Source organism: Sphingomonas profundi, assembly GCF_009739515.1.
Classification (GTDB): domain Bacteria; phylum Pseudomonadota; class Alphaproteobacteria; order Sphingomonadales; family Sphingomonadaceae; genus Alterirhizorhabdus; species Alterirhizorhabdus profundi.
The window spans coordinates 367,157-387,205 of the sequence record NZ_CP046535.1 but is presented as its reverse complement, the minus strand read 5'-3'; the positions used below and the strand labels follow the sequence as shown (position 1 = coordinate 387,205).

Genomic DNA, 20,049 nt, shown 5'->3' with positions numbered 1-20,049 from the left:
GTTCCCTCTCGCCGGAGACAACAAATTGCCCACGGCTAATCTGCCCCTAGTTCAAGTTGACGGGCGACCGTTAACTGGGGGCAGCTAAGGGCGTCCGAACGGCGATTTATGGGTCATGACCGCCCACCAGCTCAGGCGAGCGGTCGTTTTCGTAGGATCGGTTCGGGCGCTTACCGGTTCTCAACCATCCCAATCTATTATGTCGGGATGAGCCAAGACCCCGCCAGTCGCCGCGCTCGCTTTCGGAGTTCCATCATGCGGCGTCGTTTCGCCATTCGCGATCTCTCGATCGTCGGTGCCGGTACCCTGGTCGCCCTCTACTGGATCTATGCCGTAGATGTCTTCGAGAACGCGCCGACCGTGCCGAGGAAGGACGGTTGGATTGAGCTGGACGAGGCACTGCTGGTCGGCGCGATGCTTGCACTGGGGCTGCTCCTGTTCGCCTGGCGCCAGTATGTCCGGCAGCGGCAGGAGACTGCGCGGCGTATCGCGGCGGAGCAGCACGCGCGCGAACTCGCCTATAAGGACGGCCTTACCGGCCTACCCAACCGCCGCCAGTTTGACGAGGCGCTGCGCGAGGCGATCGGCTCGCCACCGCGTGCCGGAGCAGCCCATGGGCTGTTCCTGCTCGACCTGAACGGCTTCAAGCAGATCAACGACGTCCACGGCCACGGCGCGGGCGACGAGGTGCTGACGATCGTCGGCCAGCGCCTGCTGGCGGCGATGCGCGGCGGCGACATAGTGGCGCGGTTCGGCGGCGATGAGTTCGCAGTCCTCGCCAAGCATTTGGTCGGCGGCGAGGCTGCCACCAACGTCGCTATGCGGGTCATCGATGTCCTAGAGACGCCGATCACCGCCGCCGGCGCGGTGCATCGCGTCGGCACGGGCATCGGCATCGCGATGATCCCGCAGGACGCGGACAGCGTCGACGAGGCGCTGCGCATGGCCGATGTCGCGCTCTACCGCGCCAAGGCGGAGCGGCGCTCGGCGTTGCGCTTCTTCGAGCCAGCGATGGACGCGCAGGTCCGCGAGCGATCCGCGTTCGAGGGCGAGCTTCGCACCGCGATCGACGCCGGCGCGATCCGCGCCGCCTTTCTTCCAGTCGTCCATCTCGCCACCGGCGCGATCGCCGGCTTCGAACTAAAGCCGCATTGGCAGCGCGCCGACGGTGGCGACGTTCCCGCCGAGCGCTTCATCCCCGTCGCCGAGGAGACCGGGCTGATCCACGCGCTGGCCGAGGACCTGCTGCGTCAGGGATGCAGCGCAGCGGCGGCCTGGCCGCCGCACGTGACGCTGTCCGTCGATGTGTTCCCGAGCCAGATCAAGGACCAGCTGCTCACCGCCCGGATCGTGCGGGTGCTACACGAGGCGCAGCTAGCGCCTGACCGACTTCAGCTGGAGGTGACCGAAAGCGCGTTGGTGGCGGATCCCGAAGGCGCCGGAGCTCTGCTGGCGACGATGCGCGCTGCGGGGCTGCGCGTCGTGCTCGACAACTTCGGTACCGGCTATTCGAGCCTCTACCACCTGCGCGCCTTCAAGCTGGACGCGGTCAAGATCGACCGGCGCTTCGTCGAGGCGATGAGCAGCGACAGCGAGAGTGCCAGCATTGTCACCGCGCTGGTTGGGCTGGGCCGCGGGCTGGGAATGAAGGTCATCGCCGAAGGCGTCACAGCGGGCGATCAGGAAAGTGGGCTGCTGGAGCGCGGCTGCGACACGGGTCAGGGTCCGCTGTTCAGCGAGCCACTGTCAGCTTCGGCCACCGCGACGCTGTTCGCGGCTGAGCCCCGACAGGGACAGGTCGCGTAGGAGCGTAAAGCAGACACTTAGCCGCCAGTTCTCGGCGACATGGCCCGGCCACAACGTACTCGGCTGTCTGTACAAGCCGGCCGGCCATTCGGGCTGGGCCTCGAACATGAAGGCGGACCAGGGTAGGCTGACATAGGTGTCCCACTCGCCATCAACCATCATTGACGAGGTGACGATGCCGAAGACGTTGCCATGCCTATCAAAGACGGGACCGCCGCTCATTCCGCCTCGGGCCTCGAAATTGCAGCGGAGCACTGGCCCTGGCGTTATTCGACTGCGGGTGGGATAGAATTTGCGGACGATTCCCGAAGCGGCCAGACCATCGACGCTGAGAGTCGGACTCTCGCCTTTGTTGGGATCAAATGGGAAATCGACGGCGAAGGCGATCAAATCAAGCGCCAGCACGGGCTCGCCGATGTCAGATAGTCGCGCGGTCAGTTCGACATATTTGATCGTGACGTCAACGCCTGGAGAGGCCACGGTCGACGTGACGGTGCTGCACGCAAAAATCGGCGAGTTGACGCTGACGAACGATTTTTGGCCGGTGCGCTCGGGAAGGCCGGTCTATCGCCGAGCGCCAGGCGATGATCGACCGGGGCCACGCGCTGCCGCTGGTCGCACTTGCGCGCCGCATATTCTTCAAGTTGGCAGACGCTGTCGCGCAGCTCAAGCGCGGCAAGGGATCGGCGATCCTCTCGCCGATCGCGATCGAGGCGGTGAAGCGCATCGACGCCATCTTCGATGTGGAGCGCACCATCACCGGCAAGGTGGCCGACTAGCGGGCCGCCGTCCGCAAGGAGCACGTCCGACCTCTCGTCGATGCGCTCGAGCAGTGGCTGCGCCAGCAGCGCGGCGGCTTCGCCCGCTCCAACCCGGTCGCCGAGCGCATCGAATATATGCTCGAGGACTGCACCGCGTTCGCCCGGTTCGTAGACGACGGTCGCATCTGCCTCACCAACAACGCCGCCGAGCGGGCGCTCCGCGGCATCGCGCTCGGTCGCAAGGCGAGGTTGTTCACCGGCTCAGACCGTGGCGGTCAACGCACGGCGTTCATGTACACCCTCATCGTCACCGCGCAGCTCAACGACGTAGATCCCCAGGGCAGGCTCGCCAACGTGATTGCCACCGTCGCCGACCTGCCGCAGACCCGCCTCCACGAGCTGCTGCCCTGGAACTGGCGAGCCGCCGAGCCCGCGCTCAAGCCCGCCTGATCGCGGTGCTCACCGGAGGCATACGTTAACGGGCTAGCGTCCGCAGTGGTGGTGTAATTCCCCGGTGGAGATGATGCTGTGTGCCGGGATAGGGCCGAGGCCCCGCCCCGGCATCAGCGTCTCGGTGATCACCGGGCTCATCGGTAAGGTGGAGGTGTCGAAGCCCCATGGTTGGGGGGCATGATGGACGAGACCGCGGTAATGCCTAGTCAATGATTGGGGATGTGACTTCCAAGATGACGGCCGGCCAGATAGCCGAAGGTCAGGCCCGGTCCCAGCGTGCCGCCGGCGCCGCCGTAAGCCTCGCCCAACACGGCTGACATGGCGTTGCCGGCCGCATAGAGACCCTGGATCGGATTGCCGCTCCAATCCAGCACCTGCGCGTCGCCATTGGTTTTCGGACCTCCGGCGGTGCCAAGCGCGCCCGCTTCCATCCTAACTGCGAAATACGGCCCCTGATCGATCAAACCCAGAGTGCGGAACGGCGCTTCAAATTCGGTATCGCCCCACATGTAGAAATTGTCGTAAGTGGCATCGCCGCGATTGAAGTCGTCGTCATGCCCGTTGCGAACCATATCGTTGAACCGCGCGACGGTTGCCTTCAGACCATCGGGGTCGATCCCCGCTGCGGCCGCCAGTTCCTCGAGTGTGTCGGCGTGCATCATGTATGGAGGGATCGGACCACCCGGCGGAGTATTGAAGGTCTGATACTTGCTTCTGTAGCGCTGATCGATGATGAGCCAGTAGGGCAGGTTGGCGTAGCTGTGCGTGCCGGCGTCGAAGGCATGCAGCGTCTTGCCCAACGCGTTGTAATTTGCCGCCTCATTCACGAAGCGCTTGCCGGCTCGGTTAACCAGGATCGCGCCGGGACGCGCTCGTTCGTCCGATCCCAGCAGGTAGTTGGGCTTGGCGTTGCGGTGTTGCGGCTTAAATTCGAGCACGCTCTGCATCCAGAACGCGTTTTGCATGTTGCCGAGTTGCGCGCCGGCGTCGATCGCCATCAGCAGACCGTCGCCCTCATTCTCCGGCACGCTGACCGGCCCTGTAAGGGGGCCGCGCAGGAAGATCTGGACCAGTTTCTCGTTCCACTCGAACCCGCCGGTCGCGATCACCACGCCGCGGCGCGCGCGCACGCGAAAGTCCCGGCCGTCGGCGTCCTCGGCGACGACGCCTATCACCCTGTCGCCATCCTTCACGAGCCGGCGGGCGCGTTTCTCGAACTCGACCGGAATGCCGCGATCCAGCACCGCCTTAAACAGGGATCCGGCCAGCGCCTGCCCCAGGCCACGATAGTCATGCGCCTCGCGTTCGGCCAGTGCCGCCTCGTCGAGCGTGCCGTTGACCGCCTCCATGAGGCTGCCGCGCAGCGGATAAGCCATCTTGCTCGGATTGACCCGGGAGGCCCATTTGCCGAGTTGCTCGAAGCAGAAAGCCTCGTTATCCAGCGAGCGTCCGCCATCGGGTTTCGCGCCCGGCAGATAGGATTGATAGTCGGGAAAGTCTGCGAACACGTGCAGGCGGACGGGCGTTCTTTCCGCGAGATAGCGGAGCATTTCCGGACCGCCTTCCATAAACGCGCCCAACGTCTCCGGATCGAGCGCGCCTGGTGACAAAGCATCTAGATAGGCCACGATCTCGTCATCGGAATCCTCAAAGCCCAATTCCAGCTGATGATGGTTGTTCGGGATCCAGAGCATGCCGCCGGACATGGCGGTCGTGCCGCCGACCATGCCGGTCTTCTCCAGGATGACGACCTCCTTTGCGCCGAAATCATGCGCGGAGATCGCCGCCGTCATTGCCGCACCGCCCGAACCCAGCACGACGACGTCGGCCTCCAGATCCCACTTGGTCTCTTCGCTCACCATGCATTTCCCTTGCTGCGCGTGTGAACTAGCACATCCGGCCTGCTAAGCCTGCATCCAGTCCGTCACCGGCCTGGTTTCCCCGATATCATCATCCCCACTCGTTCAGCGCCGTGTCGTCATGCGCCCTGCCGCGCTGGCGCGGCACTTCAGACCTGTTCTAGAATTCTACGCCCAGCTGCACGCCATAGGTGCGCGGCTCGCGTGCCGAGGAGAAGGACCAGAGACCTGCCACGGTGAATGCGGCGTTCGGGCCGCGATCGTCGAGTAGGTTGCGCGTATAGGCCGTTACCCGGACCTTTCGGTCTTCCACCGCAAACTGCGCGGAGAGGCTGACGTCGAGCAGGTTCTGCTCGTCCGACCGCACGCGCGGATCGTTGCGCGGGATCACGACGGTGCCGGTCGGCGGATAGGCGGCGGTTGCGTCTAGCCCGATCTGCTGGTCGTAGCGCGCGATGTAGCGGTAACCTACATTCGCCTGCACCTTGCCGAAATCGGTAGGCACACTGTACTCGGCATTGATGGCCGCCGTGATCTTCGGCGCGTAGATGAGATTTACGTTTGAATAGTCGATCGTCCGCACGGCCGGCTGAAGCGCGCTGATCGCACCCTGGGTGATGAAATTCTTAAAGCCGTTTTCGAGGTAGCCGATCGATCCGGTAAAGGTCAGCCGATCCACCGGGCGCGCGGTGAAGTCCGCCTCGATGCCCTTGATCTTCGCGCTGCCGACGTTGGTGACGATTGTCTCGTTGCCCACGCCAGTGCTCGTCGGCACCGTCGTACTCTGCTGGAGGCTGTTATAATCGGCGTAGAATGCGTCGATGTTGAACAGCAGCTTGCGATCGAACAACGCCATCTTCAAGCCGATCTCATACGAATCGACCGTCTCCGGTCCGTAGGGCGTCGTCGACGAGACCAGCGTGGTGCCACGTCCGGAAAAACCGCCCGAACGATAACCGCGCGACCAGGAGGCATACGCCATGATCTGCTCATTCGGCCGATAATCGACCTCCACCTTCGGTGTGAACTTGCTGCCGTTGTAGGTCACACCGGGAAACTGGTCGGCATCGACGCGGTTGCGGTTCTTCTTACGATCATGCGTGTAGCGACCGCCAAACGACAGGCGTAGCCGGTCGGTGATGGAAAGATTAAAGTCGCCGAACACGGCATAGGATTGCGAGTGGCCGATTGTGTTCTGTTCCGTGATCCTTGGTGGTGCGAACAGCGTGATGCGAGTCCGCTGCAGCAGCTCGTAGCGCGAGCTGTAAAAATATCCACCGATTACATAGTCAAAATTGTCGGTGAACTTGCCCGCCGCGCGCAGCTCCTGGCTGACCTGATGAAATTTCTGGCGGCGATTGGAATAATATATATCCACCGAGGACGAATCGAAATCCTGTGTCTGCTGCTCCTTGGCGGAGCGGTAGCTGGTGATTGATGTCAGCTTTGTGAAGTCGAGGTCGAGGTCATTCTGCCACGTCACCGCTGGCGCGGTATAGTGCGATGACGTCGGGCTGACGAACACGGTGTAGAGATCGGTCGTCGTATTGCGGTCGCACTCGTTGGCCGGTTCCAACAGGCAGAACAGCTCGCCCGTCTTCGAGATGTTTGAATTGACCGGCACGAAATCCTGAACCTGCTTCTCCAGCGTCAACAGCGATGCGAAGTCGGATGATGGCGTGAACAGCAGGCTGCCGCCGAAATTCTCGTTGTTGCTCGCACCCGTCCGCCGACCGGTCATCGCATTGCGGTAATAGCCGTCGCTCTCGTTGTGGAAGTAGAATAGCTTGGCGGCCAGCACGTCGGGCACAATCGGCGCGTTCAGCACGCCGCGCCCGGCCCAAGTATTGAACCGGCCGTAACTCGCCTCGAACTTACCACCGAACTCGCCGGTCGGCTTGGTCCGCTGGATGTTGATGACGCCGCCGATCGTGTTACGGCCGAACAGCGTACCCTGCGGCCCGCGCAATATCTCGATTGACGAGATATCGAAGAAATCGAGGTAGGCGCCGGTATTCGTCCCGATGAACACCCCGTCCACCATGATACCGACCGTAGGATCGAACGACTTGTCGATGTCCGCGAAACTCAGCCCGCGGATCGATACGTTGGCAGCCGCCGCCCCTGAGTTTTGATTGGTGATGAGCACGTTCGGCGCCGCGCCCTGCAGGTCGCCGATATTCAGCGTCGCCTTTGCCTCAAGCTGCGCGGGGGCGATGGCGGTGATCGCAATCGGCGTCGTCTGGAGCGTTTCATCTCGGCGCCGGGCGGAGACGACGATGTCCTGGATCGATCCGTCATCGGCGGTCGGCTTGTCGGCGATAGAATCCCCGCTGGGCGTCACTGCGGCGGCAACATCCTGTGCATGAGCGTTGCCAGACACGCCGACCAGCGCTGCGACCGCTGTCCCGAGCGACAACGCGATACTATAACGATTCCAGGTCTGCGCACGCGCCATTGTCACTCTCCCCATTATACTGCGGCCTGACCGCTTATGTCTTGTTGCGAGCAGGCGCACCCCTGCGCCTCAGCGACGCGCTATCAGGCACCAGCGCGCCATGTCAATCAAATTACAGTGGACTGCAATTTAGGCTAGTCGAGCGTCCAGCGTGCTGCTTGCGCGCGACATTCCTCGGCAAAGGCGCGGCGCGCGAACGGCAGAAGGACGACGGCGAGCTGCCATTGAAGATGATCGGACAACCGATTGTCCGGCACATCGTTGGCACACCAACCGAGTATGCCGGTGATCATGCCGAGGCGGATGAGCGTCACTAGCCCGTCTCTCGGACTGCCTGAAACAAGATCTCCCTTATTGACCAGCTCGGCTACCTCTGGGGCGACGTAGCGGTGATAGACGTCGTCGATGCGAACCCCGCTAGCCGGATCGATCAGCAGCGGAACGGAGGATCGAGCAAGTTCGGGTCGCTCCAAGACGGCTTCTGCTATCGCCTTTGCGATGGCGAGAAGCGTGCGCCACGGGCCGCCCATTTCGGCTGCATGGGCGGCTGCGATTACGTCCGCGCTCTTCTCCGCTGTTGCCTCGGCCACGAGGCGATCCTTCGAGCCGAAATTATTGAAGAGCGTCTTTTCTGTGACTTCGCTCAGATCGGCGATGTCTCGCATCGTGACGCTACGTGCGCCGCGCTCAATGACGAGCTCGCGAGTTGCTTCCAAAATCCGCCGCCTGCGCTCGATCCGTTTACCTGACAAACGCCCCGACGGCAAAGTCGCCGGATCTTCTGCGTTTAACGATGCCGTAGGACTGCGGGTGATAACTAGAACCCCTCCAACATAGATAGCACTGTTCCGTCACTCGCAAAATTTTGACAAAAGCACAATAGCATACTTTTCTGCAATTTGTTTGCTCGAGCCAAATATCTAGAAGTGAACGTATGCCTCGTAGATGGAAGTGAATGCTTAGTAGAGAGGCAAAAACTTTCCTGAAAGACTCAATCGGCATCATAGTAGGTGAAGTGCGGCGTAGCTTCGTCCCACACCACGACAACATTCCACAGGCGACAGGACGAGGCTATCGAGCATCAGCAAGCGGGGCAACAGATATCTCCGGGTTTAAGTTAAGCCACGGCGCGCGTGCTGCTATGGCACATCTCGTCAAACGGACGACGCCAACGGGCGACTGGGTGCGTGGGTTGCTCACGTACGCTTACCCTAACCTCGCGATCGTGGCGCTTGCCGCCAAGCTGGGATGACCCGAGCCCTTCAAACTGGTCCATTTTTGTGGAAAATTCCCGGGTAGGTTTGGCAGGTGCGGCACGAGGAAATTCGCCGATGAAGAAGTCGAGGTTCAGCGAGCAGCAGATCGCGTTCATTCTCAAACAGGCCGAAGACGGAACGACGGTCGAGGAGATTTGCCGGAAGGCCGGCATCTCGATCCAAATCTATTGGCGATGGCGTAGAAAATACGGTCGGTTGATGCCGTCAGAGATGAAGCGACTGAAGGTGTTGGAGGAAGAGAACGTCCGCCTGAAGCGACTGGTGGCCAACCTCAGCCTCGACAAGGAAATGCTGCAGGACGTCATCCGCCGAGAAACGTAGGGCCTGATTCAGCTCGCCGATCTTCGCGCGCAGCACCTTCACGTCGATCGTCGGTTCGGGTGCGCTGGCCTCCGCGCCGAAGACGTCGGCCGCGCTCTCCAGCAGCTTCGCCCGCCACTGGTTGATCAGGTTCGGGTGGACGTCATACTGCTGCGCCAGCTCGGCCAGCGTCTTCGCGCCTTTTACAGCGGCCAGTGCCACCTTAGCCTTGATGCCGTGCTGTGGTTCCGGCGGGGTCGCTTGCTCATCATGCCTCCTGCTCGCAGCCATCATGGCTGCCGTCAGGCCGGCGATCCACTCATCCCCGCTGTCCAGATTCTCCAAGCCACCTCTGCTCACTGCGCGGTTAGCCGCGCATCCTCGTTGAACAGGTGCGGCGCAGTTCGCATTATTCAACCATCCATTCCCACCCTCGGCCGCTAGACGCTAAGCGCGAAGTCTCAATATTTGCTTACTCTTTGAAGCTCTTCGACGGATACGCCTTGGCGAACAATGAAGGTGTGAGCTGCTGCCGGTTTCGTGGACACCGAGATAAGGTGTTTTTGGAACCGGAGGATGGAGATGCAACGACGTAAGTTCAGCCGCGAGTTCAAGCTCGAGGCGGTGAAGCTGGTGCGAGAACGGGGCGTTTCGGTATCGCAGGCGGCGCGCGATCTGGACCTGCACGAGAACGTGCTGCGCAAGTGGGTTCGCGAAGAGGCGGCCGATCCGGGATCAGCGTTTCCCGGGGACGGCGAGATGAAGCCGGAGAGCCAAGAGATTGAGCGGCTGCGCCGCGAGTTAGCCAGGATGAAGGCGGAGCGCGACATCTTAAAAAAAGCGGCGGCCTACTTCGCCAGGGACTCGATATGAGGTTCGAGTTCGTAGCGAAGCACCGGGGGATCTGGCCCGTATCGTGGATCTGCGAAGCGCTCGGTGTTTCGCGCAGCGGCTTTCACGCTTGGCTGGTTCGAGCACCCAGTGCCCGTGCCCGCAGCGATGAGGAGTTCGGCGCCAGGGTCCGCGCCAGCTTCATCTCCAGCTATCGGACGTACGGTGCGCGTCGTGTCTGGCACGACCTTCTGGCCGGAGGCCTTTCATGTGGCTTGCACCGTATCGAACGGCTGATGCGTGTGCATGGCCTGAAGGCCCGTCCGCGGCGCCGCGGGCTGCCGAAGGACGACGGCCTGCGGTCGGTCATCGCCGACAACCTCCTTGATCGCCAGTTCAGCGCCGAGGCACCCAACCAGAGGTGGATCGCGGACTTCACCTACATCTGGACCGCAGAAGGGTGGCTGTATGTTGCCGTCGTCATCGACCTGTTTTCACGCCGGGTGGTGGGCTGGTCGATGAGCGACACCATGACCGCGCAACTCGTCACCGACGCGTTGATGATGGCGATCTGGCGGCGCGGAAAGCCCGACGCCCTGCTGCACCATTCGGATCAGGGCAGCCAATATACGAGCGAGAAGTTCCAGCGGCTGATGGCCGACAACGGCGTGACCTGCTCGATGAGCCGGTCGGGCAACGTCTGGGACAATGCTGCCATGGAGAGCTTCTTCTCATCGCTGAAGACCGAGCGGATCGGCCGCAAAATCTACCGCACGCGCAATCACGCAAAGGCCGACGTGTTCGACTATATCGAGCGCTTCTACAATCCGACGCGACGCCACTCGACCCTGGGCTATCTCAGTCCCATGGACTTCGAACGGCAGGCGCAGGTAGCTTAACCTCGTGTCCACGGAACCGGCAGCAGCTCAATCCGCCACTTTCTTGAGCAGCTGATCGCCGATGCCGTGTCCTAGCGTGTCGTTGATAATCTTGAAGCGATCGAGATCGAGGCACAGTACGGCGATCGAACCGGGTCCCTCGGCGGTGTCGGAGAGTGCGCACTCAAGCGTCGCCATGAAGGTGTTCCGCAAGGCGAGCCCCGTCAGGTCGTCATTTTGGGGCTGCATCTGATCCAAGGCAGCGGAAACTGGCCAAAGGCTGATGCAAGCGTCGCCGCCGCCGATCGGGTTGAACAACGCCTCGAACATCTCAGCCTGCAACGTCGTAAGCTTCATGCTCGATGGCCCAGCGTCGATCGACGCAGGACGAAGATAATCGGAAAAGATGTCATCGAGCGTCAACCCGACGATCCAGCCGCCTAAGCTGACCGCCGCTACCGAGTTAGCATAAGTAATTACGCTGTCGGCATCTACGACCAGAACCGGATGCTGAAGCGCGTCCAGAATCCGGGAAGACGAAGCTGCGGCGGTCCCGCCTTCGAGAATCGAATCGTGCCGCATCATCATCCTACCGCTATCAAGCTCGCTTCCTAAAACTGACGAGAAAAGATGGAGTTAACGCTGACGACGCTCTCGGCGAATCGTCACAGGCGTTGAAGTCGACGAGCTTCGTGTCGGAACTTTTAGCCTCGTGATCAAAAAAACGGGCGACAAACGTCAGAGAACCTTGATCGAAGGGGCTCCAGCTTTAAACTTCCATCCGCGCTTGCGTCGAAATGCCGGCATGAATGATTGGCAGAAATGCTATCGCAACGCCACGAAGTGGGCTGGCTGCCGCTTTCGACGAAGCGCCCCCTCTTTCCGAAAAGATCGTACCTCGTTATTCAGAAATAATGTCGCCCCCTCGAAGACGGGGCCGTACTGGCACTAATGGTTGTTGTTTCGTTCGCAGGTCGGCGTCAAGCGGTCGAGGTCAGTTTTAATCCGGCAAATGCTGTCGCCGTCGAGATCGAGCCGGTGGGCGTTGTGGACGAGGCGGTCGAGGATCGCGTCGGCATAGGTCGGGTCACCGATGACCTCATGCCAGGCGGTCACGGCTAGCTGGTTGGTGACGAGGGTCGAGCGCCCACCATATCGCTTTTCGAGATCCCGAGCAGATCGTGGCGCGCCAGAGCGTCCAGCGGCTCCAGCTCCAATCGTGGAGGATCATCAACTGGACGCTGCCGAGCGTGCGCAGGAGCCGGGCATGACGACCTTCACCACGGGCGAGCGCCAGGTTCGCGAAGAGCCGCGGCACGCGCTGGTAGAGGACCGAACAGTCATCGCGACATGCCTTGTGCCCGAGCGCGCAGGCCAACCAGCTGTTGCCGACGCCGGTCGGCCCGGTGATGACGAGATTGTCGTGCGTCGCGATCCAGTCACCCGCGATCAGCTTCATGAGCAGCGCGCGGTCGAGCCCACGCGTGCTGCGATCGTCAATATCCTCGGGTGTCGCCTAGTGGCGCAGTTTGGCGACGCGCAGGCGGGCGGCGAGCTTACGGTCGTGCCGGAAACTTTATTCGCGGTCGAGTAGCAGCGCCAGCCTTTCGGGATGGGTCAGGCGGTCAGCCGCGATAAAGGTCGCAGAAACGGCTGTAACGATAGCCGTCCGGGTGCGCCGCGAAATATTCATCCCACAGGATCTGCAGCGTCACATGCTTGCGCTGCATTCCGCGGTAGAGCCGGCCCCAGTCGGACTCCGGGCATCGTCGGTAGCCGGTCTTGTTGCCGGGCTCGCGGTAGAGCGCGGCCTCCGGCGCTGTGTCGCTGACATCGTCTCCGAGCGGCCACACCAGACCGGCCGCCGCCGCCCGCTTCAGCGTCTCGCGCACCGTCGATGGCACCGCGCCGACGCGCAACGATATCTCCTTGTACCCCAAACCTTGCTCGGCCCGGTATCTCAACATCTCGCGGACACGCCGCATGCTCACCCCTTCCGCCGGTATCAGCCGCTCCTTCGGACAACTCAAAGGAGCGAACCTAACCCCGCCAGTGGACCCCGACCGACACCGCCCCAAGGAGGCAGCATCATTTCGGAATGCGGGGGCGGCCTCCCTCGGATTTAGCACCCATGCCGGTCATTGTCCTCATGCCGCTTTGAAACTAGCAAGAAGGGGGTCGATATTGGACGCTTGTATGGAGTGGGCCCTTGGCGCCGGACAGGTGGGCCGGTTTGATGTGGCGCGCATCAAGCTTACGGCACTCAGCCGCGAAGCGGATCTCACCCGGCTGGAATTCGGGGAGTCGGCACTGACATTTAGCGGAGTAGGCCGCTCAGACCTGTTCGGTATTCTGCAGCCCATCTGGGAAAAGGAGTTCGACATGCGCCACGCACGACCGGTCTTCGAGTGCGAGGAACGTGCGCTCTACGATGCCTTCCAGTTTTCCCCGGCAGTTCGCGCCGGCTCGTTCATCTATATATCAGGCGTAATCGGCGCGGACGAGAAGGGACGCGCCTTCCCCGATGCGGAAGCAGAATATCATGCCACCTTCCGAACGATTGCCGCGCTGCTTGCCTGCGAGGGCGCAACTACGGCCGATATTGTGGCGCTCGACAGCTTCCACGTCTCGGGCGACCTCGTCGCAGACCTGCACATCTTCAACGCGGTGCGTGCCGGCTACATGGGCGTGCCGCACCCCGCGTGGACGGCGATCGGCGTCGCCCGGCTTGGCATTACCGGCGCGCGCGCCGAGGTGCGGGCGACGGCGTATCTCGGCAAAGAAACCGTCGACTGATGATGACGACCCGGCCGCTGCGTGTAGTCGAGATTTGGCGTTACCCGGTCAAGTCCATGGGCGGTGAGCAGATGGAATCCACTGAGGTGGGCTCGCGCGGTATGCCGCTGGACCGCGGCTGGGCCGTGCGCGACGAGCGAGCGGGGGCGATCCGCAGCGCCCGCTACCTGCCGAAGCTGCTACTCTGCTCTGCCCGCTACATCGCCAATACGGACGCCGGCTTGGTGCCCCATGTCGAGATAACCCTGCCACACGGCGACACCATTCGCTCGGACGATGTGCACGCCAATGACCATCTTTCGCAATGGCTTGGCAAGCCCGTCACGCTCTGGCCGCTTCAGCCGGTCAATGAGGTCGAGCATCTGCGGCTCGGCCCCGGCGCCATGGTGACCGGCGACGTGGCTAGTGAGATGCGGATGATGTTTGGGCTGGAGCCGAGCGAACCGCTGCCGGATATCAGCAGGGTGCCGGCGCCGTTGCTTCGCGAGCTGACCGAACTTGCGGCCCCGCGCGGCACGTACTTCGATGCCTTTCCGATCGACATTCTCGCCGCGGCGTCGATCCGCCACCTTCAGCGCCATCTGCCATGGGTAGATCTCGACGTGCGCCGCTTTCGCCCCAACTTCCTGCTCGATGATGGTAGCGACGGCAACGATGTGCTCGAACGGGAATGGATTGGGCACAGCGTGCGGATCGGCAGCGCGGAGCTGGACGTGATCATGGAATGTCCGCGTTGCACGATGATCGCAGCCGAACAGCTGGGAGGCTTGCCACGCGACCCCACGATCACCCGCACCATCGTGCGCGAAATGGCACAATGCCTGAGCGCCTATTGCAACGTTCGGAATCCAGGCCATGTCAAGGTCGGAGATGTGCTGACGCTCCTGCCATGAACCGCCGATCGCAGAGGTAATACCGTAGATGGATGCTTGATAACTTCGTGCTCGCCGAAGCGCAGAAACGAGTGTCCAAACTTAGAGCATTTTTGTTTACTCCAACGCATAGCCTGAGTTTTCGAGGTAGCTTGAATCAGATCGCAACCCTCTTGTGAATCTCTCACCGACTCACGTCTGATGAACCAAACTCTAGGCTTCTGGATTCCGCCTTAGAGGCCGCGCCTTAGCCGCTCGCGTTCTTCGGCAAAGCCGTCATGCAGGTCGAGGCCGGTCAGGTCGCGTATCTCGTCGACCAAGGCGGTGAGCTGGCGATCGGGCGGCCAGTCGTCCGGGTGGCACACTGCCTCCATGCCGATGCCGTGCACCAGCGCCAGCAGGCGGCGGGAAACCAATTCGGTATCGATATCGCGACGCAGGTCGCTTCCGCGGCCATGATAGCGCAGGCTGTGCGTGATGAGGCTGCGCAAGGAGTCGAACAGGCGTCGCTGCTCCAGCGCGATATCCGGATCAAGCATCGCGCTGCTCCAATAAGCGAGCCACGTCTTCCAGCTCTTGGTGCGCGCCAGATCGAGCGGCATCATCGCGGCGAGCATCCCGACGAGATCGCCGGGATCGTTCGCGCTCGCCGCCTCGATGCGGTGGTGGCCGAGCGAGCCTTCCATCCGCAGCGTGTACAGAAGCAGCTGCCGCTTGTTCGAAAAATAATGCTGCACGATCGCGGTGCTGTAGTTCAGGCGATCGGCGATCGCCCGTATCGTGATCGCACCCACTCCGGCTTCCGCTATCAGTGCCGAGGTCGCCCTCGCCACTTCGCGGCGTCGCTCCCGATGATCGACCAGCTTCGGCATCTGCTCCTCGCATGCACGCCGTTCACGCGGTGCCGGTGCTCCATGCGGATGCGACGGCCCGGTGGCAAGTGCCGCCTCAGCCTGTCCAATGCTCCGGGCCGGTAGGGCGCGCGCGCAGATCGCGCATCAGCAGCTTGCCGGCGTCGCTGCGTGGCAGCGCATCGACGAATTCGATGTAGCGCGGCCGCTTGTAGCCTGCGATGTGATCGCGACACCAGGCGACGATTTCACCGGCGGTGAGCGTCCGGCCGGGTCGGATGACGATCACCGCCTTTACCGCCTCGCCCCATTGATCGTCTGGCACGCCGAACACGCAGCTCTCCGTGATCGCCGGATGAGCGTCCAGTACGGCTTCCACCTCCTTCGGGTAGACATTCTCACCGCCGCTTTTGATGAGATCCTTGAGCCGGCCGAGCAATGTCAGGTAGCCGGCCTCGTCGATCGAGAAGAGGTCGCCGGTGCGCAGCCAGCCGTCACGCAGCGTGCGCCCGGTCGCTTCGGGCTGGTTCCAGTAACGGCGGAGCACGCTCGCGCCGCGCACCACCAGTTCGCCGCTCGCCCCCGCCGGCACGGGTCGGCCGGCTTCATCCAGCACGGCCACGTCGAGATGCGCCATCGCTCGCCCGCAGGAGCGGGGCCGCGCCAATTGCTCGGCGGCGGTGAGGTAAGAGATGAAATTGCCGGCTTCGGTCTGGCCGTAGCCGAGCAGGATGTCGGTTTCCAGCGCGTCCCGCACCTCGGCCACCAGCGCAGGCTCGTGCATGCCGCCGCCCATGCTGACCAGGTCGAGCGCGAGCGGTCGGGGCACTTCCGCCTGTACCTCCAGCATCCGCGCGTAAAGCTGTGGCGCGATGGCCGCGCGGGTGCAGCCATAATCGGCGATCATGTCGCGGGCGAGCGCGCCGTCGCACACGCGCGGCGCGATCACGGTGCAGGCGCCGACGATCATATGCGCGAACAGGATGCCAAGCCCGCCGACGTGGAAGAGCGGCAGCGCCATGAGCACCTTGTCGTGCGGCTGCGCGCGCCACAGCAGCGCGGAGGCGAGCGCCGAGACAAATTGCCCGCGCTGATCGAGCAGGCAGCCCTTCGGCCGGCCTGTCGTGCCGCTTGTATAGAGCATTATCCACAGGTCGTCGGGCTCCGCCCCCGGGAGTGAATCGAGATCGCCGGCGACCAGCGCCTCGAACGGATCGTCCGTGGCGGGCTCGTCCGGGACAGCGATGCGGCGCGCGTGGCTGACGAGGCCATCGGCGAGCGGTGCCAGCCCTGGCGAGACGAACAGCAGCTTCGGCGTGGCGTCCTCGACGATAAAGGCGATCTCGGGCGCGGCGAGGCGCCAGTTCAGCGGCAGCAGGATCGCACGCGCCTTGGCCGCGGCGAAGTAGAGCTCGATCAGCGGCGCGCCGTTGTAGAGCAAGGCGGCCACCCGGTCCCCGGGGCCCACGCCGGCCGCGATCAGAGCGCGCGCGAGCCGATCGGTGCGTGCGTCAAGTTCGGCATAAGTGCGCTGTCGCGCGCCATCGATGAGCGCCGGGTTCAGCGCGTGGCTGCGGCCGATCCGCCGGCACCAAGCGGCGGCCGATAGGCCGGCCTCGCTCACGGCCGCTCCGGCAGGCGGATCGTGCAGGTCGCCACGCACGCATCGGCGCGCGGCGTGCGAATCGTCACCGCCACATCAACGAGCGCCTCGCCGCGATCGCCGGTGCGCACGCCTGTCACATGGGCATAGCCCTCGATCCGGTCGCCTGGATAGATCTGGTCGCGCATCGATATCCTGCGTCGCGTCAGGAAGGTGAGCGGGCCGGACCAGTCGGTGATCGTGCGATCGACGAAGCTCTGGTGGAAGAGCGTGTTGAGGTAGATGTTCTCGGTGCCTTGGCGCACGGCATACGCTGGTTCATGATGACCCGGCATATAGTCCCACCCGGCGGCGACGTGCAGGATCGCGGTCTTGTAGGTCACGTCCATGGTGCAGACGGGGATCGTCGTCTCGACGCTCACGTCGCCGGCGTAGAGCTGCCCTGGAAGCATCAGCCTTCACTCCGATAGCGGAAGAGCGTGTTGGTGCTGCGCGCCAGCAGCGTGCCGGCCTGGTTGCGATATTCGGTGATGGAGGTGATGAAGTGGCCGGTGCCGACGCGCGTCGTCTTCTCCTCGGAAATCGCTTCCAGCCGATCGGTCATCACCAGCCGGTCGCCCTCGCGCACGGGCTCGAAATACTCGAAGTCGGTGGTCACGTTGATCGGCTTGTCGCCGGGAAGCGGCACCTTCGCCGCCATGACCGAGATGGCGCGCTTGCCGTCGGGCCGCCACTGGAGCGGGATCGTCCAGGTCTGGAGCATACCAGGCGGCGCCACACTGCCGCCCCAATGCTCGGCTGCGAAATCCGTGTCCCAATAGCTGCGATTGGCATCCTCGAGCGCGGCGCAGTAGTAGCGGATCATCGGCACGTTGACGGCGAACTCGCTCTCGAACGGCTCCGTCGTCCGGCCGATCCAGGAGAGCGCTTCCTCATAGGTGCCGAAGTTCAGGCTCATCCCGCTCTCGTCGCGGGGGGTGGATGCGTCTGCCATGTCGATCCTAAAATTTAATGCCGACGGACGCGCCGTAACGCCGCGGCGGCGTGTAGTTGAGGATGCTCAGCGTGTTACCCGCGCGAATCTGCTGCTGCACGTCGATCTCGTTGAACAGGTTCTGCACGAAGATGGTAGCGTAGACATTCTTGTTCGCCGAGGTCCACTGGAAGCTGGTGTCGACGAGCGTCATCGGCCCACGCCGGCTGTCCAGATTATTGTCGGTGGTGAACAGCGCGGACGTGTAGCTCACGTCCGCGAAGAAGGTCAGGCTGCCGATGTCGCCGAGCTCCACTTCGTAATTGCCACCCCCTGAAAATTGCCACTTCGGCGCGTTGTAGAGCTTGAGCCGGCTGTTATCGACCGCACCCGACGTACCGGCACCGCCGTTCGCGCCATCGTTGCAGGCGGTGCCGGGCAGCCCGAAGGCAGCGCAGAAACGCTTGTAATAGGCGTCGGTATAGCCGGCGGAAGCGCGCAGCGTGAGGTCGCGCACCGGCCGCGTCTCAAGCTCCGCCTCGAAGCCCTTCGTCACGGCGGAGGCGGCGTTGAACACGAGGTTGTTGGTCACGCCGTTTACCGTGAAGTTCACCTGCCGCTGGAGATCGTCGATATTGTTCCAGAAGCCGGTGAGATTCAGGCGGATCTTGCGATCGAAGAGGAAGGATTTAATCCCGACCTCATAGGTCTCGATTTTTTCCGGATCATAGGGGCCGGCGGCCGCAATCGATGTGGAGATGGAAGCGAAGCCACCCGATTTGAACCCGCGCGTCCATGATGCGTAGAGCATGATATCGTCCGTCGGCCGCCAGTCCGCCGAGATTTTGGGCGAGAAGTTGGTCCAGCTTTCATTGTCCCGGGCATAGGTCGCGGGCTTCGGCAGAAAGTCGGCGAAATCCATCGCCGACGAGCGCAGGCGACGCAGGAAGAAGAACTCCTTGTCCTCCCACATCTGCCGCCCCGCGAAATTCACCCGCACGCGATCGATCGGACGAAGCTCCAGCTCGCCGAATATCGCCCAGCTGTCGCGGTTCTGCTTGGTGTCGACCTGCGCATTGGTGCCGAGCAGCGGCCGGTAGGTCGAATAGGTGATCGCACCGTAGGTCACTTCGTCGCGCTGGTAATAAGCACCGACGATGAACTGGCCGATGTCGCCGATCTCGTGGGTGAAGCGCGCCTCCTGACTGTAGGCGTCCACCCGTGTGCGATAATAGCTGTTAAGGTAGGGCTGGTTGCCGCTGCCTGGATCGGTGATGAGGCCGTCCCGCGCGGCCTGATAGCCGCTGATGAGGTTGAGCGAGCCGCCCTCCAGATCCTTGGTGACGTTCAGGACGACGTTGTTCAGGTCGACGAAGCTGCGCTGGCCCTTCGGCAGATTGAAGTTCACGTCGTAACGGCCGCCGATGTTTAGGTTAGGCGGATCGCCCGGAAGGTTGCCGAATAACTGAGTCGAACGCGACGAGTTCTTGTTCGGCGTGGGGTCGCTCCGGTCGCGGACATGCTCGTACTTTAGAAAGATACTCCAGCTGTCGCTCGGCGTCCACAGGAAGGAGACTTTGCCGGTGATGTTGTCGTCGCCGCCGAAGCTTTTCCCACCCTGGTTGATGAGATGGTAATAGCCATCCGACTTGCCGTAGAAGCCCGAAACGCGCATCGCCAGCGCGTCCGCCACGATCGGTACGTTCAGCGCCGCGCGGAGTTCGTGACGGCCGAAATTGCCGATGCGCGCTTCCGCCTCGCCGCCGAAGCGATCGAGATCGGGCCGCTTGGACTGGATGTTGACCGCGCCGGCGAAGGCGTTCCGGCCGAACAGCGTGCCCTGCGGACCGCGCAGCACCTCGATCGATTCGATGTCGAACAGATCGAGGATGTTGAGCGTCGAGCGCGTCTGATAGAGACCGTCGACATAGAAGGCGACCGACGGATCGCCGGTCATGTCGGGCCGCGCATAGTTGACGCCGCGGATCGAGAGCATCCCGGCACGCCCCTGCGAGCCGACCGAGTCGATCCTGACGTTCGGAATGGATTTGCCCACATCCACGATCGTGACGGCATGCTTCGAGGCGATATCGGCAGCGGTGATGGCGGAAACCGCGACAGGCGTGCGCTGGAGCGGCTCGGCGCGACGGCGCGCCGTCACCACGATGTCCGTAAGGCCATCACCGGCCGCTTCGCTGGAGCGGCTTGCCGCCGCGTCGGGCGTGGCGGAAACCGGCGGGTTGCCCGACGCCGCCGTGGCCTGGGCGAAGGCCGACGCCGGCAGCAGCCCCAGCGAAAGCGCCAGCACGGACGAACTTGTTCTGAGCATGG

General features: G+C 62.9%; 16 protein-coding genes and 5 pseudogenes. 7 read left to right on the top strand and 14 right to left on the bottom strand.

Going from position 1 to position 20,049, the window contains the following annotated elements:
* Positions 1–108: 108 nt before the first annotated feature.
* Positions 109–1,806, top strand: a complete 1,698-nt coding sequence (locus GNT64_RS01795; protein WP_156677967.1) for a putative bifunctional diguanylate cyclase/phosphodiesterase — start codon at positions 109–111, stop codon at positions 1,804–1,806.
* Here the strand turns inward: GNT64_RS01795 and GNT64_RS01790 are convergent.
* Positions 1,747–2,286 (bottom strand): S1 family peptidase, encoded by a 540-nt coding sequence (locus GNT64_RS01790; protein ID WP_197277235.1) that lies wholly within the window; start codon positions 2,284–2,286, stop codon positions 1,747–1,749. The two genes, GNT64_RS01795 and GNT64_RS01790, sit on opposite strands and share 60 nt — an antisense overlap.
* A 137-nt stretch (positions 2,287–2,423) precedes the next feature.
* On the opposite strand from GNT64_RS01790, the pseudogene GNT64_RS21745 reads away from it, so the two are divergent.
* Positions 2,424–3,017 (top strand): annotated as a pseudogene (locus GNT64_RS21745) (IS66 family transposase); the annotation flags it as partial.
* 209 nt (positions 3,018–3,226) lie between these two features.
* Here the strand turns inward: GNT64_RS21745 and GNT64_RS01775 are convergent.
* The 3 genes from GNT64_RS01775 to GNT64_RS01765 form a co-directional block, all read right to left on the bottom strand.
* Complete coding sequence (locus GNT64_RS01775) at positions 3,227–4,882, bottom strand: FAD-binding protein (RefSeq protein ID WP_156677963.1); 1,656 nt, start codon at positions 4,880–4,882, stop codon at positions 3,227–3,229.
* A gap of 157 nt (positions 4,883–5,039) precedes the next feature.
* Positions 5,040–7,337, bottom strand: a complete 2,298-nt coding sequence (locus GNT64_RS01770; protein ID WP_156677962.1) for a TonB-dependent receptor — start codon at positions 7,335–7,337, stop codon at positions 5,040–5,042.
* Positions 7,338–7,471: 134 nt separating this feature from the next.
* Complete coding sequence (locus GNT64_RS01765; RefSeq protein ID WP_197277234.1) at positions 7,472–8,053, bottom strand: TetR/AcrR family transcriptional regulator; 582 nt, start codon at positions 8,051–8,053, stop codon at positions 7,472–7,474.
* A gap of 322 nt (positions 8,054–8,375) precedes the next feature.
* Between GNT64_RS01765 and GNT64_RS01760 the strand changes: the two are divergent.
* Positions 8,376–8,479: pseudogene (locus GNT64_RS01760) on the top strand (transposase); the annotation flags it as partial.
* Between the two features lie 189 nt (positions 8,480–8,668).
* Positions 8,669–8,929, top strand: a pseudogene (locus GNT64_RS01755) (transposase); the annotation flags it as partial.
* A 15-nt stretch (positions 8,930–8,944) separates the two neighbouring features.
* On the opposite strand, the pseudogene GNT64_RS01750 reads toward GNT64_RS01755, so the two are convergent.
* Positions 8,945–9,183: pseudogene (locus GNT64_RS01750) on the bottom strand (transposase); the annotation flags it as partial.
* Positions 9,184–9,496: 313 nt separating this feature from the next.
* Here GNT64_RS01750 and GNT64_RS01745 point away from each other — a divergent pair.
* Positions 9,497–10,644 (top strand): IS3 family transposase gene (locus tag GNT64_RS01745; protein ID WP_156677959.1). Its coding sequence is split into 2 segments (ribosomal slippage): positions 9,497–9,758 and positions 9,758–10,644, totalling 1,149 coding nucleotides; the frame shifts between segments, so codons are not numbered across the junction.
* A 27-nt stretch (positions 10,645–10,671) separates the two neighbouring features.
* On the opposite strand, the gene GNT64_RS01740 is transcribed toward GNT64_RS01745, so the two are convergent.
* The 4 genes and pseudogenes from GNT64_RS01740 to GNT64_RS01730 form a co-directional block, all read right to left on the bottom strand.
* Complete coding sequence (locus GNT64_RS01740; protein WP_156677958.1) at positions 10,672–11,211, bottom strand: diguanylate cyclase domain-containing protein; 540 nt, start codon at positions 11,209–11,211, stop codon at positions 10,672–10,674.
* Positions 11,212–11,571: 360 nt separating this feature from the next.
* Entirely contained in the window at positions 11,572–11,739 is a 168-nt protein-coding gene (locus GNT64_RS22150) for an ATP-binding protein (RefSeq protein WP_277873256.1), read from the bottom strand.
* Positions 11,723–12,082 (bottom strand): ATP-binding protein, encoded by a 360-nt coding sequence (locus GNT64_RS01735; protein ID WP_277873255.1) that lies wholly within the window; start codon positions 12,080–12,082, stop codon positions 11,723–11,725. Before GNT64_RS01735 ends, GNT64_RS22150 begins: the two co-directional genes overlap by 17 nt.
* A 172-nt stretch (positions 12,083–12,254) precedes the next feature.
* Positions 12,255–12,608, bottom strand: a pseudogene (locus GNT64_RS01730) (IS21 family transposase); the annotation flags it as partial.
* 211 nt (positions 12,609–12,819) lie between these two features.
* Between GNT64_RS01730 and GNT64_RS01725 the strand changes: the two are divergent.
* Together GNT64_RS01725 and GNT64_RS01720 are read left to right on the top strand one after the other, a co-directional pair.
* Entirely contained in the window at positions 12,820–13,419 is a 600-nt protein-coding gene (locus tag GNT64_RS01725) for a Rid family hydrolase (protein ID WP_197277232.1), read from the top strand.
* On the top strand, positions 13,419–14,312 hold the full coding sequence (locus tag GNT64_RS01720; protein WP_156677956.1) for an MOSC domain-containing protein: 894 nt from the start codon (positions 13,419–13,421) through the stop codon (positions 14,310–14,312). Before GNT64_RS01725 ends, GNT64_RS01720 begins: the two co-directional genes overlap by 1 nt.
* A 212-nt stretch (positions 14,313–14,524) precedes the next feature.
* Here GNT64_RS01720 and GNT64_RS01715 read toward each other — a convergent pair whose 3' ends face one another.
* From GNT64_RS01715 to GNT64_RS01695, 5 genes are all read right to left on the bottom strand, one after another.
* The gene (locus GNT64_RS01715) at positions 14,525–15,163 is read right to left on the bottom strand and encodes a TetR family transcriptional regulator C-terminal domain-containing protein (protein ID WP_156677955.1); all 639 of its coding nucleotides are present in this window, start codon (positions 15,161–15,163) and stop codon (positions 14,525–14,527) included.
* 76 nt (positions 15,164–15,239) lie between these two features.
* Entirely contained in the window at positions 15,240–16,766 is a 1,527-nt protein-coding gene (locus GNT64_RS01710; RefSeq protein WP_197277230.1) for a class I adenylate-forming enzyme family protein, read from the bottom strand.
* The gene (locus GNT64_RS01705; RefSeq protein ID WP_156677953.1) at positions 16,763–17,197 is read right to left on the bottom strand and encodes a hotdog family protein; all 435 of its coding nucleotides are present in this window, start codon (positions 17,195–17,197) and stop codon (positions 16,763–16,765) included. The genes GNT64_RS01710 and GNT64_RS01705 overlap by 4 nt, the downstream gene beginning before the upstream one ends.
* A complete protein-coding gene (locus GNT64_RS01700; protein ID WP_156677952.1) occupies positions 17,197–17,739 on the bottom strand; it encodes an FAS1-like dehydratase domain-containing protein in 543 nt (180 codons plus the stop codon). Before GNT64_RS01700 ends, GNT64_RS01705 begins: the two co-directional genes overlap by 1 nt.
* A 7-nt stretch (positions 17,740–17,746) precedes the next feature.
* The gene (locus GNT64_RS01695) at positions 17,747–20,047 is read right to left on the bottom strand and encodes a TonB-dependent receptor (RefSeq protein ID WP_156677951.1); all 2,301 of its coding nucleotides are present in this window, start codon (positions 20,045–20,047) and stop codon (positions 17,747–17,749) included.
* Positions 20,048–20,049 lie beyond the last annotated feature (2 nt).

Bases quoted from the DNA above. Each gene is read 5' to 3' on its own strand.
- GNT64_RS01795 (WP_156677967.1), top strand. From the start codon at position 109: ATGGGTCATGACCGCCCACCAGCTCAGGCGAGCGGTCGTTTTCGTAGG.
- GNT64_RS01775 (WP_156677963.1), bottom strand. From the start codon at position 4,882: ATGGTGAGCGAAGAGACCAAGTGGGATCTGGAGGCCGACGTCGTCGTG.
- GNT64_RS01770 (WP_156677962.1), bottom strand. From the start codon at position 7,337: ATGGCGCGTGCGCAGACCTGGAATCGTTATAGTATCGCGTTGTCGCTC.
- GNT64_RS01740 (WP_156677958.1), bottom strand. From the start codon at position 11,211: ATGATGATGCGGCACGATTCGATTCTCGAAGGCGGGACCGCCGCAGCT.
- GNT64_RS01735 (WP_277873255.1), bottom strand. From the start codon at position 12,082: ATGAAGCTGATCGCGGGTGACTGGATCGCGACGCACGACAATCTCGTC.
- GNT64_RS01725 (WP_197277232.1), top strand. From the start codon at position 12,820: ATGGAGTGGGCCCTTGGCGCCGGACAGGTGGGCCGGTTTGATGTGGCG.
- GNT64_RS01720 (WP_156677956.1), top strand. From the start codon at position 13,419: ATGATGACGACCCGGCCGCTGCGTGTAGTCGAGATTTGGCGTTACCCG.
- GNT64_RS01715 (WP_156677955.1), bottom strand. From the start codon at position 15,163: ATGCCGAAGCTGGTCGATCATCGGGAGCGACGCCGCGAAGTGGCGAGG.
- GNT64_RS01705 (WP_156677953.1), bottom strand. From the start codon at position 17,197: ATGCTTCCAGGGCAGCTCTACGCCGGCGACGTGAGCGTCGAGACGACG.
- GNT64_RS01700 (WP_156677952.1), bottom strand. From the start codon at position 17,739: ATGGCAGACGCATCCACCCCCCGCGACGAGAGCGGGATGAGCCTGAAC.
- GNT64_RS01695 (WP_156677951.1), bottom strand. From the start codon at position 20,047: ATGCTCAGAACAAGTTCGTCCGTGCTGGCGCTTTCGCTGGGGCTGCTG.